This is a genomic window from Duganella sp. S19_KUP01_CR8, from assembly GCF_036688705.1.
Taxonomy (GTDB): Bacteria; Pseudomonadota; Gammaproteobacteria; order Burkholderiales; family Burkholderiaceae_D; genus Rugamonas.
Genome location: NZ_JAQQPR010000007.1, coordinates 15,310 through 29,375, shown reverse-complemented (window position 1 = coordinate 29,375; position 14,066 = coordinate 15,310). Strand labels below are relative to the sequence as shown.

At 66.7% G+C, this 14,066-nt stretch carries 10 protein-coding genes; 8 read left to right on the top strand and 2 right to left on the bottom strand.

Translation table 11 applies throughout. The features are described from left to right. Positions 1-139: 139 nt before the first annotated feature. A complete protein-coding gene (msbA, locus tag V6M89_RS08860) occupies positions 140-1,966 on the top strand; it encodes a lipid A export permease/ATP-binding protein MsbA (RefSeq protein WP_332852845.1) in 1,827 nt (608 codons plus the stop codon). Here the strand turns inward: msbA and V6M89_RS08855 are convergent. Then, entirely contained in the window at positions 1,951-2,895 is a 945-nt protein-coding gene (locus V6M89_RS08855; RefSeq protein ID WP_332852844.1) for a 2OG-Fe(II) oxygenase, read from the bottom strand. The two genes, msbA and V6M89_RS08855, sit on opposite strands and share 16 nt — an antisense overlap. After that, entirely contained in the window at positions 2,892-3,998 is a 1,107-nt protein-coding gene (ada, locus tag V6M89_RS08850; protein ID WP_332852843.1) for a bifunctional DNA-binding transcriptional regulator/O6-methylguanine-DNA methyltransferase Ada, read from the bottom strand. The genes V6M89_RS08855 and ada overlap by 4 nt, the downstream gene beginning before the upstream one ends. Positions 3,999-4,096: 98 nt before the next feature. Here ada and hutC point away from each other — a divergent pair, with 98 nt between their 5' ends. From hutC to V6M89_RS08815, 7 genes are all read left to right on the top strand, one after another. Further along, positions 4,097-4,873, top strand: coding sequence for a histidine utilization repressor (gene hutC, locus V6M89_RS08845; RefSeq protein ID WP_332852842.1), 777 nt, complete (start codon positions 4,097-4,099; stop codon positions 4,871-4,873). A gap of 104 nt (positions 4,874-4,977) precedes the next feature. After that, positions 4,978-9,261, top strand: a complete 4,284-nt coding sequence (locus V6M89_RS08840) for a PAS domain S-box protein (RefSeq protein WP_332852841.1) — start codon at positions 4,978-4,980, stop codon at positions 9,259-9,261. A gap of 15 nt (positions 9,262-9,276) precedes the next feature. Continuing rightward, positions 9,277-9,693 (top strand): response regulator, encoded by a 417-nt coding sequence (locus V6M89_RS08835; RefSeq protein ID WP_332852840.1) that lies wholly within the window; start codon positions 9,277-9,279, stop codon positions 9,691-9,693. 219 nt (positions 9,694-9,912) lie between these two features. Next, positions 9,913-10,239 (top strand): thioredoxin TrxA, encoded by a 327-nt coding sequence (trxA, locus tag V6M89_RS08830; RefSeq protein WP_020701014.1) that lies wholly within the window; start codon positions 9,913-9,915, stop codon positions 10,237-10,239. Between the two features lie 121 nt (positions 10,240-10,360). Continuing rightward, entirely contained in the window at positions 10,361-11,623 is a 1,263-nt protein-coding gene (rho, locus tag V6M89_RS08825; protein WP_116991848.1) for a transcription termination factor Rho, read from the top strand. Between the two features lie 286 nt (positions 11,624-11,909). Then, a complete protein-coding gene (locus V6M89_RS08820; protein WP_116991849.1) occupies positions 11,910-12,179 on the top strand; it encodes a type B 50S ribosomal protein L31 in 270 nt (89 codons plus the stop codon). 102 nt (positions 12,180-12,281) lie between these two features. Then, positions 12,282-14,006, top strand: a complete 1,725-nt coding sequence (locus V6M89_RS08815) for an ArnT family glycosyltransferase (RefSeq protein WP_332852839.1) — start codon at positions 12,282-12,284, stop codon at positions 14,004-14,006. Positions 14,007-14,066 lie beyond the last annotated feature (60 nt).

The window sequence follows — 14,066 nt, the reverse complement described above, 5'->3', positions numbered from 1 at the left end:
ATTTTTGCACTAAAGTAATTTTTGGAAGGTAAAGGTTTTTCTTGGCTGTGAGTGTTTCGATTGAACAACGCGTTAGCTAGCGGCTGCGGCCCGGCAAGCCGGTTACAATGCAGTCTTTGCCGCCCGATAAGCACCTCTCGTGTCCAGCCGCCTACTCTATCTACGCCTGCTCAAGCAGTTCTCCCCCTACGCCTGGATCGGCGTCGTCACCCTGTTCGCGGTCGGCCTGGCTGCCGCCACCGATGTCATGCTGATCCAACAACTGCAAAACGTCGTCGATGCGTTGGCTCCGAGCCACACTCTGGCCGCCGGCCGTCCAGCGACCGGCCTGTTGGCCGAAGTGCAGGAGTGGCTGAGACAGGTGCTGCCGCACGATCCGGTCAACGCGGCGCTGTGGTCGATACCGGCGGTGATCTTCGGGCTGGCCGTGATGCGCATGTTTTCCAGCTTCGCCGGCGAATACGGCGCCGCCTGGCTGAGCAGCCGGGTGCAGGCCAATCTGCGCGAGTTGATGTTCGCCCGCATCATGCGCCTGCCGAACGGCTATTTCGATCTATCCTCCACCGGCACCACGCTGTCGCGCGTGGCCTTCGACGCCGCCCAGGTGGCGCAGGCCGGCCTGACCGTGGTCAACGTGGCGGTGCGCGATTCGGTCGCCACCATCGGCTACCTGGCCACGCTGTTCATCGTCGACTGGCAACTGGCCCTGTTCTGCCTTGGCCTGCTGCCGCTGGTGGCCATCATCGTCACCTTCGCCGGGCGCCGCATGCGCCACCTGAGCAAGAGCGCGCAGGCGGCCATGGGCTACCTGACCAATGTGCTCGACGAAAGCATCAGCGGCCAGCGCGTGGTCAAGATCTTCGGCGGCCAGAAGTACGAGCAGGCCCGCTTCGACGGCGTGGTCAAGCTCAATCGCCAGCTGGCCGTCAAGCACGCGGCGACGTCGGCGCTCAACTCCGGCATCATCATGCTGCTGATCGGGATTACGCTGTCGTCGGTGATCTACTTCGCGCTGCTGCGCGCGCAGGCCGGCGCGCTGACGCCGGGCGCCTTCGTGGCCTTCATGTCGTCGCTGATGGCGATGCAGTCGCCGATCAAGAACCTGACCAAGATTAACGAACCGATGCAGCGCGGCCTGGCCGCCGCCGAATCCGTGTTCGGCCTGATCGACACCGAGGCCGAAGCCGACACCGGCACCAAGAAGGTGGAGCGCGCGATCGGCCATTTGGCGCTGGAGGAAGTCAGCTTCCACTACGGCGCCGATGCCGACGCCAAGCCGGCGCTGGACCGCGTGTCGCTCGACATCGCCGCCGGCGAAACGGTGGCCCTGGTGGGCAGCTCGGGCAGCGGCAAGACCACGCTGGCCGGCCTGCTGCCGCGCTTCTATGATGTCGGCGCCGGCAGCATCAAGCTCGATGGCGTCGACCTGCGCGACTACACCATGGCTTCCCTGCGCCAGCAGATCGCGCTGGTCAGCCAGGACGTGGTGCTGTTCAACGACACGCTGGCGGCCAATATCGCCTACGGCGATCCCGAGCCGTCGATGCAGCGCATCGAGGCGGCGGCGCGCGCCGCCCATGCGCACGAATTCATCGAACGCCAGCCGAATGGCTACCAGACCTCGGTCGGCGAGAACGGCCTGCGGCTGTCGGGCGGCCAGCGCCAGCGCCTGGCGATCGCCCGTGCGCTGTACAAGAACGCGCCCATCCTGATCCTGGACGAAGCCACCAGCGCGCTGGACACTGAATCGGAACGCCTGGTGCAGGCGGCATTGGAAGTGCTGATGCGGGGCCGCACCACGGTGGTCATCGCGCATCGCCTGTCGACCATCGAAAACGCCGACCGCATCGTGGTGCTGGACGGCGGCCGCATCGCCGAAGTGGGCAGCCACGAGGCGCTGCTGGCGCAGCACGGCATCTACGCCCGCCTGTACCAGACGCAGAAGAGCGTTCAGGTCGCGTCGTGAAAAATCAGTCCCAGCGTATGTCGCGCAGTGGGGCCTGACGACGCCGAACGGATCCGGCTCACGCCATGCCGCATGGCGACCCGGTAGACGCCGCGCGCGCCCTGCGCCGGCCGGTGGTTGACCGGGAAGATCACCATGTCGCCGCGCTTCAGCGGCACCACCTCCACCCGCGACTGCATGCGGGGGCGCTGCTCGGTCAGCACGAACTCCCCTCCTTCGAAGTCCTTGCCCGGTTGGCTCAGCAAGATCGCCGCCTGCAGCGGGAACACGTGCTCGCCGTACAGGTCCTGGTGCAGGCAGTTGTAGTCGCCGGCGCCGTATTGCAGCATCAGCGGCGTCGGACGCTGCTGGCCGGCGGCGTGGCAGCGCGCCAGGAAGTCGGCATGGTCGGGCGGGAAGCGCGCTTCCATGTCCATCAGCTCGTGCCAGCGGTTGGCGATATCGGCCAGCGGGCCATACAGCGATTGCCGCAGCGCCGAGATCATCGACGGCAGCGGATAGCGGAAGTACTGGTACTCGCCGCTGCCGAAGCCATGCTGCGCCATCACCACCCGGCTGCGGAACAGCGAGGCTTGCCGGTACTGCGCCGCCATCGCGATGCATTCGTCGGCGCCCAGCATGCCGGGGACGATGGCGTAGCCGTGCGCGTTCAACTCATCGGCGATGGCTTGCCAGTCCAGCCCCGCCACGTGCACCGCGATGCCGGCCGCCGCGCCGACCGCCTTGCGGGCGTTGGCCAGCGCCAGCGCGTTGGCGGCGGCTTGGGCGGCTGCGTCGGCGTTGTCGCCCGCCGGGACGGCGCTGCCTGCGGGCGCTGCGGCCGCGGCGGGCACTGCTGCCTGCACCGGCGGCGCCACGCTCACCGGCAGCTGCTTGCGCGGCTTGCGCTCGGCCGCGCCGCCGCCGAAATCGAACTCGCCGTTCTTCATTTGCCCGCCTCCCGGTCCAGCAGCGCGGCCTTGCGGTCCACGCCCCAGCGGTAGCCGGAGATCGAACCATCGTTGCGCACCACGCGGTGACACGGTATCGCCACCGCCAGCGCGTTCGCCGCGCAGGCCCCGGCCACCGCCCGCGCGCCCTTGGGCGAGCCGACCAGCGCCGCCAGTTCCGCATAGCTGACCGTGCGCCCGGCAGGGATCCCGCGCAGCACCTGCCACACGCGCTGCTGGAAGGCCGTCCCGCGCACATCGAGCGGCAGGTCGAGACCGAGCTCCGGCCGCTCCACCATGCCGACCACGCGCGACACCACCTGCTCATACTCCGGCTCCGCGCCGATCAGCTCCGCCTTCGGGAAGCGGTCCTGCAAATCGCGCACCAGCACATCGGGATCGTCGTCGATCAGGATCGCGCAGATGCCCTGCTCGGTGCTGGCCACCAGGATCGCGCCCAGCGAGCAGGCGCCGATGGCGAAGCGGATCTGCGCGCCGCGTCCGCCGTTGCGGAAGGCGGTCGGCGTCATGCCCAGCACCGACGGCGACTGCGCGTAGAAGCGCCCGCTGGAGTTGTAGCCGGCCGCGTACATCGCGTCCGTCACCGTGGCCTGCTGCGCCAGCCCGTCCTGCATGCGGCGCGCCCGCTGCGCGTTGGCGTAGGCCTTGGGCGTAATCCCGGTCACCGCCTTGAACATACGGTGAAAATGGAAGCGGCTCACGCCCACCGCCGTCGCCAGGCTGTCCAGGTCCGGCGCGCTCTCTGCGCCGGCGGCGGCGGCGTCGATCAGGCGGCAGGCCTGCGCCACGATGGCGGCCTGGCGCTCGGCCAGCGGCGGCTGGTCCGGCTTGCAGCGCAGGCAGGGACGGAAGCCGGCCTGCTCGGCCGCCTCGCGGCTGTCGTGGAAGGCCACGTTCTTGCGCAGCGCCGGCCGCGCCCCGCACGACGGCCGGCAGTACACGCCGGTGCTGCGCACCGAGTACCAGAACTCGCCGTCGGCGCCGGCGTCGCGCTGCCGCACGGCGTCCCAGCGCAGCTCATCGCCCTGGTAGGCGGTCCGTGTCACTTCTTTATTTGCTGTCTTGCCCATCTCAGACTCCATGATCGGATAAGGAATGCAGCCATCCTATCCAGCGCCGCGCCGCGACGCACTCCGGCTCTTGCTTTTGAATTGTAGATTGTACGTCGGGCCGGCACGCGATGCTAAAATGCCCACTTGCCGCCAGTCAGGCGCGCCCTCGGAGAAACCGTTTGGACGACGAACAAGCCCTGCAAGACAGTACCCCCATATTCCAGCGCATCAAGGATTACCTGGTGGCGCAGATCGCCGCCGGCACCTGGAAGGAAGGCGACGTGATCCCGTCCGAACAGGCGCTGGTCAAGCAGTTCGGCGTGTCGCGCATGACCGTCAACCGCGCCGTGCGCGAGCTGACCGCCGACCAGATCCTGACCCGCCGCCAGGGCTCCGGCACCTACGTCGCCCAGCAGAAGTACCAGGCCACGCTGCTGGAAATCAAATCCATCGCCGACGAGATCCGCGCCCGCGGCCACGCCCACCGCAGCAGCCTGCAGCAGCTGGAGCGGGTCAAGGCCAGCGAGTTGATGGCCAAGCAGTTCGAGCTGCCGGCCGGCCATCCGCTGTTCCATTCGGTGATCGTGCACTTCGAGAACGGCGTGCCGATCCAGGTCGAAGACCGCTGGGCCAATCCGCTGTGCGCGCCGGACTACATGGAGCAGGACTATGCCGCCATCACGCCCAACGAATACCTGATGAAGGCGGCCCCCTTGCAAGGCGCCAGCTACAGCATCGAAGCGCTGGCCGCCCCGCGCGACATCGCCGAGATGCTGGCCATCGACACCAGGCAGGCCTGCCTGGTGCTCAAGCGCCAGACCCGTTCCAACGGCCAGGTCGCCTCGATCGCCACCATGTGGCATCCCGGCCACCGCTACCAGTTCGCCGGCAGCTTCGCGCAATAAGGTATTCCTTACAACTTAGTCGACTAAAGCCCAACCTTCGATGCTATAGTTGCCCGGCCACAGCACAAATACCAGCAACGCCTTGCGGATTGAAAGGGAAGCTCTTGTTGCACCGCCGTCCCAGGTCCGGCCGGACCCTCTTCTGGCGCCGTCTGCCACGCAGCCTGACGGCGGCTGCGCTCGTGCTGGCGTTCGGCCTTGACGGCGCGCAGGCGGCGGAGAAGGTCAGCATCCAGCTCAAATGGATGCACCAGTTCCAGTTCGCCGGCTACTACGCGGCGCAGGACCAGGGCTACTACCGCGACGTCGGCCTCGACGTCACGCTGCTCGAGGCGCGCCCCGGCATCGATCCCATCCAGTCAGTACTCGACGGCCGCGCCCAATACGGCGTCGGCAACACCTCGCTGCTGGTGGCGCGCGGACGCGGCCAGCCGGTGGTGGTGCTGGCCTCGATCTTCCAGCACTCGGCCAGCGCGCTGCTGGTGCGGCACGACGCCGACGGCAAGCCGCGTCCCTGGCCCGGCAGCCGCGTGATGCTGGCGGCGAACAACGAAGAACTGATGATCTTCCTCAAGAAGCTCGGCGTGCGCCCCGACAGCCTGGTGCAGGCCATGCACAGCTTCAGTACCGAGGACCTGCTCGAAGGCCGGATCGACGCCATGTCGATCTACGTCACCGAAGCGCCGTATCTGCTCGAACGCAACAACGTCGGCTACGAGATCCTGTCGGCGCGCTCGCTGGGCGACGACTTCTACGGCGACATGCTGTACACCACCGAAAGCGAACTGCGCGAGCACCCGCTGCGCGCGCAGGCGCTGCGCGACGCCACGCTGCGCGGCTGGCGCTATGCGATGACGCACCAGGGCGAGATCGCCGACCTGATACGGGCCCGTTACCCCGAACGCCACAGCCGCGAGCACCTGATGTACGAGGCGCAGCACACCGTGCCGCTGCTGGAACAGGGCTTGATCGAGCTAGGCTACAGCAACCCCGAACGCTGGCAAGCCATCGCCCGCGCCTATATCGAGCAGGGCATGCTGCCGGCCGACTTCAAGCTGGACGGCTTCCTGTACCAGCCGCAGGCCAGCGACCGCCTGCTGCGCTACCTCGGCGCGCTGGCGGCGGCGTTGCTGCTGCTGTTGACGGCGGCCGGCCTGTGGCGCCTGCGGCGGCAGGCGGCGGCGTTGCGGGCGGCGCGCGCGGAACTGGGCGACGCCGAGCGCATCGCCAGCTTCGCGCTGGAGAGCACCGGCGAAGGCATGTGGGAGTGGCGGCTCGACACCGGCGCGCTGACCTTGTCGCCGCGCTACGGCGCGCTGCTGGGCTACGGCGCCGGCGAATTCACGCCGACGCTGGAGCAGTGGCTGGTGCACGTGCACCCGGACGACCAGGCGCGCGTCGAGCGCACCATCCAGGACTGCCTGGCCAGCATGGCCGAACCGCACCTCCAGATCGTCAGCGAGCACCGCATGCGCACCAAGGACGGCGGCTGGATCTGGGTGCTGGCGCGCGGCAGGATCATCGAACGCGACGACAGCGGCCGGCCGCTGCGCGCCACCGGCACCATGGCCGACATCAGCGAGCGCGCCGCCGCCGAAGAGGCGCGCCTGTGCTCCATCGTCGACGCCACCCCGGGCGCCATGCTGATCGCCGACAAGAGCGGCCGGGTGCGCTACGCCAATCCGGCCTGCGCCCGCAGCTTCGGCTACGAGGGCACGATGGCCGGGCGCTCGGTCGAGCAGCTGGCGCCGGAAGCCATGCGCAGCAACGGCCGCACGCGCGAGCTGTTCTCGCGCCCCAACCTGCCGGGCCGGGTGCTGAGCGCGATCCGCGCCGACGGCGGCAGCTTCCCGGCGATGGTGCACATCGCGCCGGTGATGCTGGCCGGCCAGGAGCTGGTGGTGATGGCGCTGCGCGACATGACCCAGCGCCAGCGCGCCGAGGAAGCGCTGCACGCCAGCTCCGAACGCTACCGCCTGATCGTGCAGACCGCCGCCGAAGGCATCTGGATGACCGGCGCCGACGACCGCACCAGCTTCGTCAACCCGACCATGGCGCGCATGCTGGACTACGACGTCGAGCAGATGCTGGGCCGCGCCATGACCGACTTCATGGACGACGACGGCCACGCCCTGCTCAAGCAGCACCTGCAGCGGCGCCTGGCCGGCGAGGCCTGCCAGGGCGATGTCTGCTTCCTGCGGCGCGACGGCAGCGTGGTCTGGTGCCTGCTGTCGACCACCGTCATCAACTCCGACGCCGGCCACTACGCCGGCACCCTGGCGATGCTGACCGATATCACCGAACGGCGCCGCGCCGACAGCGCGCTGCGCAGCTCCAGCCAGCGGCTGGCGTCGATCTTCAACGCCGTCACCAACGGCCTGGTGATGATCAACGGCGACGGCTTTATCCTGGAAAGCAACGCCGCCGCCGCCCACATGCTGGCGCATTCGCTGGAGGTCGACGGCGGCCGCCTGTGGCGCGGCGTGCGCGAGGACGGTTCGCCGTTCGACCTCGCCAGCCATCCGGTGCAGCAGGCCATCGTCACCGGCGTCTCGGTGCGCGACGTGGTGATGGGCGTGAGCCAGGCCAACGGCGAAGTGCACTGGCTGTCGGTCAACGCCGAGCCGATACCCGACGAGCGCGGCATGGTGCCGCTGGTGGTGGCCAGCCTGACCGACATCACCGACCGCAAGCGCGGCGAAGACCAGCTGCGCGAACTGAACGAGCACCTGGAGGAACGGGTGGCGATCCGCACCGATGAACTGAACCAGGCCCGCATGCTGGCCGAGGAAGCCAGCCAGACCAAGGGCCAGTTCCTGGCCAATATGAGCCACGAGATCCGCACGCCGATGAACGGCGTGATCGGCATGGCCTACCTGGCGCTGAAGACCGACCTCGATCCGCGCCAGCGCGACTACCTGGAAAAGATCCGCTTCGCCGGCGAGCACCTGCTGGGCATCATCGACGACATCCTCGACATCTCCAAGATCGAGGCCGGCAAGCTGGAGATCGAGCAGGTCGACTTCGCGCTCGACCACGTGATCCAGACGCTGACCACGGTGGTGGCGCCGAAGGCGGCCAGCCGCGACCTGGAACTGGTGTTCGACCTCGACCCCACGCTGCCCAGGGTGCTGCGCGGCGATCCGCTGCGGCTGGGCCAAGTGCTGATCAACTACACCAACAACGCCATCAAGTTCAGCGAGAAGGGCCGGATCGAGGTGCGGGTGCGGCAGGTGGTGGGCGACGCCAACGGCTGCCTGCTGCGCTTCGAAGTGAGCGACTGCGGCATCGGCCTGTCGGAAGCCGAGATCGACAAGCTGTTCCAGTCGTTCCAGCAGGCCGACACCTCGACCACGCGCGAATACGGCGGCACCGGCCTCGGCCTGGCTATCTGCAAGCAGCTGGCGCAGCTGATGGGCGGCGACGTCGGCGTGCGCAGCCGGCCCGGCCTGGGCAGCACCTTCTGGTTCACCGCGCGATTGGGTATCAGCAGCGCCACGGTGCCGGCGCTGATCGACCGCGTCAAGGACGCCGCCGCCGAGCTGCTGGCCTCCTCGCGCAGCGCGGCGGTGATGGCGGCGCTGAAGCACGCCCGCATCCTGCTGGTCGAGGACAACACCTTCAACCAGCAGATCGCGCTGGAGATGCTGGAGGAAGTCGGCTCCTCGGTGTGCCTGGCCGCCAACGGCATGGAGGCGCTGGAGCTGCTGCGCCAGACCGTGTTCGACTGCGTGCTGATGGACGTGCAGATGCCGCTGATGGACGGCCTGGAAACCACGCGCCGCATCCGCGCCGACCCCAGCCTGGCCGACATGCGGGTGCTGGCGATGACCGCCACCGCCACCAACGAAGACCGGGTGCGCTGCATCGAGGCCGGCATGGACGACTTCATCTCCAAGCCGATCCAGCCGGCGCTGATGTACCAGACCATCGCCAACTGGCTGCCGGAGCGCAGCGACGACGCCCCGCGCGCGGCGCCGGCGGTGAGCGCGCGCCCGGTGTTCAAGACCACGCTGGGCGGCGACCCGGCGGTGATCGACCTGTCGATCCTGGCCAAGCTGCTGGGCTATCATCCGCACAAGGTGCGCAAGTTCGCCTTCAAGTTCCTGCAAAACACCCAGGAAGGCCTGGGCCAGATGGAGCGGGCGCTGCAGCGGGGCGACCTGGCGCGGGTGCGCGAACTGGGCCACCGCCTGAAGTCGCCGGCGCGCACCGTCGGCGCGCTGGGCATGGGCGAGCTGATGCTGGAGATCGAGCAGCTGCCGGCCGACGCCCCGCCCGAGCGGGGGGCGCAGCGCGCGCAAGCCATCCTTGCGCAGCTGTGGCCGCTGCTGGAACAGATCACCGAACAAATCATGACCAACACCACTTTCGCCGACGATAACTAGGTAGGGCAAGACATCATGCGGGTATTGCTGCTGGATGACGACAAGTTCATGCTGGACGTGCTGGCCGACATGATCGCCGGCCTGGGGCCGCACGAAGTGCTGCCCGAGACCGACGGCCGGCGCGCGCTGGTGGAGCTGCGCCTGCGCCCGCCGGAGTTGCTGATTTGCGACTTGAGCATGCCGGTGATGGACGGCATCGACTTCCTGCGGCTGGCGGCGGCGCAGCAATACCGCGGCTGCGTGGTGCTGCTGTCGGGCGTGGACGGCGCCGTGCTGAAAACCGCGGCCCGCCTGGCCGAGGCGCAGGGACTGGCGATCCTGGACGCCTGCGCCAAGCCGCTGGCGATCGACACGCTGGCCGCGCTGATGGCGCGCGCAGCAAGCCGCTGCCAGGCCCAGCCCGGGCCGGCGCTTGACAACAATGGCAAATAGTTTAGATGGTTTCTACAATCTGCCGCACATTTCTAAAAAATGGGTTATTATTTACGCCATCCCCGCCTGCCGACCTTGTTGCCACCCCTTCCAAGACATTGAATTCGCGCAATTGGCCACCATCTGCTGCCTGTAACCGGCAACGTTGACGGCGATTGCAGACAACATGGCATAATCCCCAGGCGTTATTGACCCCAACAGACCTCGATAGAGGAATATATGAGCGAAAACATCAAACACATCACCGACAGTTCCTTTGACGCCGACGTCCTGAAATCCGACCGCCCAGTGCTGGTCGACTTCTGGGCCGAGTGGTGCGGTCCCTGCAAGAGCATCGCCCCGATCCTGGAAGAAGTGGCCAAGGAATACGACGGCAAGATCCTGATCGCCAAGATGGACGTCGACGCCAACCAGGCAGTGCCTGCCAAGTTCGGCATCCGCGGCATCCCGACCCTGATCCTGTTCAAGAACGGCGTCGCCGCCGCTCAAAAGGTTGGCGCAATGGCAAAAGGCCAGCTGACCTCTTTCATCGACAGCAATATCTAAGTAAGATAGTATTACGCTGCAAAAAACGGCGCCGCGCCCGCGACGCCGTTTAATAACTTAGAGACAACCACGCAGTTCCCTCCCCTACCTTTACTTTCCCGTCACGGGACACTCAACACATATGCATCTATCTGAATTAAAGGCCCTACACGTCTCGGCATTGCTGGAGATGGCCATCGGTCTTGATATCGACAACGCGGCGCGTCTGCGCAAACAGGAACTGATGTTTGCGATCCTGAAAAAGCGCGCGAAATCCGGTGAACAGATCTTCGGCGACGGCGCCCTGGAAGTGCTGCCGGACGGCTTCGGCTTCCTGCGCTCGCCCGACGCCAGCTACATGGCGTCCACCGACGACATCTACATTTCCCCATCGCAGATCCGCCGCTTCAACCTGCACACCGGCGATTCGATCGAGGGCGAAGTGCGTACCCCTAAAGATGGCGAGCGCTACTTCGCGCTGGTCAAGGTCGACAAGGTCAACGGCGAATCGCCGGAAGCCTCGAAGCACCGCATATTGTTTGAGAACCTGACGCCGCTGCACCCGAACGAGCCGCTGCGCCTGGAACGTGACATCAACGGCACCGAGAACATCACCGGCCGCATCATCGACCTGATCGCGCCGATCGGCAAGGGCCAGCGCGGCCTGCTGGTGGCGTCGCCTAAATCCGGCAAGTCGGTGATCCTGCAGCACATCGCGCACGCGATCACCGCCAACCACCCGGACTGCACGCTGATCGTGCTGCTGATCGACGAACGTCCGGAAGAAGTGACCGAGATGCAACGCTCGGTGCGCGGCGAAGTGGTCGCCTCGACCTTCGACGAACCGGCCACCCGCCACGTGCAGGTCGCCGAGATGGTGCTGGAAAAAGCCAAGCGCCTGGTCGAAATGAAGAAGGACGTGATCATCCTGCTGGATTCGATCACCCGCCTGGCGCGCGCCTACAACACCGTGATCCCTGCCTCCGGCAAGGTGCTGACCGGTGGTGTCGACGCCAACGCGCTGCAACGTCCTAAGCGCTTCTTCGGCGCCGCCCGCAACATCGAAGAAGGCGGCTCGCTGACCATCATCGCCACCGCGCTGATCGAAACCGGTTCGCGCATGGATGACGTGATCTACGAAGAATTCAAGGGTACCGGCAATATGGAGGTGCACCTGGAGCGCCGCCTGGCCGAGAAGCGCGTCTACCCGGCGATCAACCTGAACAAATCGGGTACCCGCCGCGAAGAACTGCTGATCAAGCCGGACCAGCTGCAGAAGATCTGGATCCTGCGCAAGCTGCTGTACTCGATGGACGAGATCGAAGCGATGGAGTTCATCCTCGACAAGATGAAGGCCACCAAGAACAACGGTGAGTTCTTCGACATGATGCGTCGCGGCGGTTAATTCCCCGTAGCGCAATCATGGTAGACAGGCAACCCATACGGTTGCCTGTTTGCGTTTACCCCGCAGTGCGGCCGCAGGGGGCAACTCCGCAGGAGTTGCGGGCATAGCCCTCCCCGGACCCCGTACGGGGTCCGCCCCCACATCTCCGGTTTGCGGGGCGACAAAAAACCGGTATAATCGCCGATCGCATTAACTTTAACTCTGGCAAGTGAGCGGCAATCGGGTCAAGAAGCTGGACCGACCGACGAAGTGCTGTTTGGCTACCTAACTAACCGAAGGCTTCAAAATGAAACCAGAAATCCATCCAGAATACCGCGAAGTTGTGTTCCACGATCTGTCGTGCGACTTCAAATTCGTTACCCGTTCGACCATCCAAACCCGCGAAAAGATCGAGCACAACGGTAAAGAATACCCGCTGATCAAGATCGAGGTTTCGGCTGAATCGCACCCGTTCTACACCGGCAAGCACAAAATCGTCGACACCGCTGGCCGCGTTGAGAAATTCCGCCAGAAATTCGGCGCAGTTGGCTCGAAGACCCAAGTCGCACAAGGCTGATTTTCGCCGCGATGAACAAAAAAGCAGCCTCTGGCTGCTTTTTTTGTTTCTTGTCCCGTTTTCCTTCATACTCCCGTTCACCTCTCACTTGCACACCGATCGATGAAGCCTGTCCGTCTTCCCGCCGCCGCTACCCTGGCACTGCCGCGCTGGGCGCTGTTCGCCCTGGGCCTGCTGTACATCCTGCCCGGCCTGATCGGCCGCGATCCGTGGAAGAACGACGACGCCGCCAGCTTCGGCATCATGTGGACCATGGCGCACGGCACCTGGCAGGACTGGCTGTGGCCTAACATCGCCGGCCTGTCGATGCCGGACGAAGGCCCGCTGGCGTTCTGGCTGGGCGCGCTCGGCATCAAGCTGTTCGGCTGGCTGCTGGGCGACGTGCTGGCGGCCCGCGTCGGCACCGTCGGCGTCTTCCTGCTGGGCGTGCTGTCGCTGTGGTACGCCACCTTCAACCTGGGGCGCCGCCAGGATGCGCAGCCGCTGCGCCTGGCCTTCGGCGGCCAGCCCGAACCGAACGACTTCGGCCGCACCCTGGCCGACGCCGCCGTGCTGCTCTACCTCGGCTGCCTGGGCCTGCTGCTGCACAGCCACGAGACCACCTCCGAGGCGCTGCAAGTGTCGCTGGTGGCGCTGCTGCTGTACCGCACCGTGCGCTATGTGGAAGGCCCGTCGCTGCGCAACGCCGCCCTCAGCGGCCTGGCGGTCGGCCTGCTGACCTTGACGCGCGGCTGGGTCACGCCGGTGTTCCTCATGCTGGCCCTGTTCGCCTGCACCCGTTTCCTCGACCAGCCCGCCATCCGCGCGATGCGCGACCTGGGCGCCACCATCGCCGTCGGCGGCGCCGTGGCCGCGCTGTGGCTGCTGCCGGCGCAGCTGCTGCAGCCCTACCACCAGCTGCCGCTGAACGCCTGGCTGGCCTGGAACCTCGACCTGTTCGGCCTGCCGAGCATGCAGTCGCTCAAATTCTTCCTGCGCGTCGGCGTCTGGTTCTTCTGGCCGGCGTGGCCGTTCGCCGGCTGGGCCGTGTGGGCCTGGCGCCGCCAGCGCCGCGCGCTGCACATCGTGGTGCCGCTGGCCTTCGTCACCATGGGCGCGCTGCTGACGCTGTTCAACGGCCAGCCCGAGCAGGGACAACTGCTGGTGCTGCTGCCGCCGCTGGCCATCATGGCCGCCTTCGGCCTGCTGACCATGAAGCGCGGCGCCATCAACGCCATCGACTGGTTCTCGGTGATGGCGCTGACCTTGTGCGCGGCCGTGATCTGGCTGTTCTGGATCGCCAAGCTGACCGGCTGGCCGGCCAAGGCCGCCAAGAACGCGCTCAAGCTGGTGCCGGGCTTCCACCCGGAACTGGGCTGGATCGCGCTGCTGGTGGCGCTGGCCGCCACCGCCGGCTGGTTCGCGCTGGTGCACTGGCGCATCTCGCGCCAGCCGGCCGTGCTGTGGCGCGCCGTGGTGCTGTCGTCCGGCGGCCTGATCCTGATCTGGATTTTGCTGATGACCTTGTTCCTGCCGGACGTCAACTACAGCAAGAGCTACGCCAGCGTGGCGCACCAGATCGCCGAGAAACTGCCGCCCGGCGCGCGGTGCATCGAGACCAACGTCGGCCCGGCCCAGCGCGCCTCGTTCGCCTACTACGCCCAGCTGCCGTTTGCCGGCGTCGAAGGCGGCCACTGCGACCTGCTGCTGCTGCAAGACAGCATCAAGCTGCGCGACGAGCGCGAAGTCCCGGCGCGCTACCGCGACCAGCAATGGCGCCTGCTATGGGAAGGCCGGCGCCCGGCCGACCGCGACGAGCGTTTCCGCCTGTACCGCCGCGCCGACTAGGCGCGACCAGGCGCATCAACGGGCGCGCGCGTTGCCGCCCGCTTCGCATTGCTGCTATGC

Excerpts from the sequence above, each read along its gene's own strand:
- V6M89_RS08855 (WP_332852844.1), bottom strand. The coding sequence starts at position 2,895 with ATGAAGAACGGCGAGTTCGATTTCGGCGGCGGCGCGGCCGAGCGCAAG.
- ada (WP_332852843.1), bottom strand. The coding sequence starts at position 3,998 with ATGGAGTCTGAGATGGGCAAGACAGCAAATAAAGAAGTGACACGGACC.
- hutC (WP_332852842.1), top strand. The coding sequence starts at position 4,097 with ATGCTAAAATGCCCACTTGCCGCCAGTCAGGCGCGCCCTCGGAGAAAC.
- V6M89_RS08835 (WP_332852840.1), top strand. The coding sequence starts at position 9,277 with ATGCGGGTATTGCTGCTGGATGACGACAAGTTCATGCTGGACGTGCTG.
- trxA (WP_020701014.1), top strand. The coding sequence starts at position 9,913 with ATGAGCGAAAACATCAAACACATCACCGACAGTTCCTTTGACGCCGAC.
- rho (WP_116991848.1), top strand. The coding sequence starts at position 10,361 with ATGCATCTATCTGAATTAAAGGCCCTACACGTCTCGGCATTGCTGGAG.
- V6M89_RS08820 (WP_116991849.1), top strand. The coding sequence starts at position 11,910 with ATGAAACCAGAAATCCATCCAGAATACCGCGAAGTTGTGTTCCACGAT.
- V6M89_RS08815 (WP_332852839.1), top strand. The coding sequence starts at position 12,282 with ATGAAGCCTGTCCGTCTTCCCGCCGCCGCTACCCTGGCACTGCCGCGC.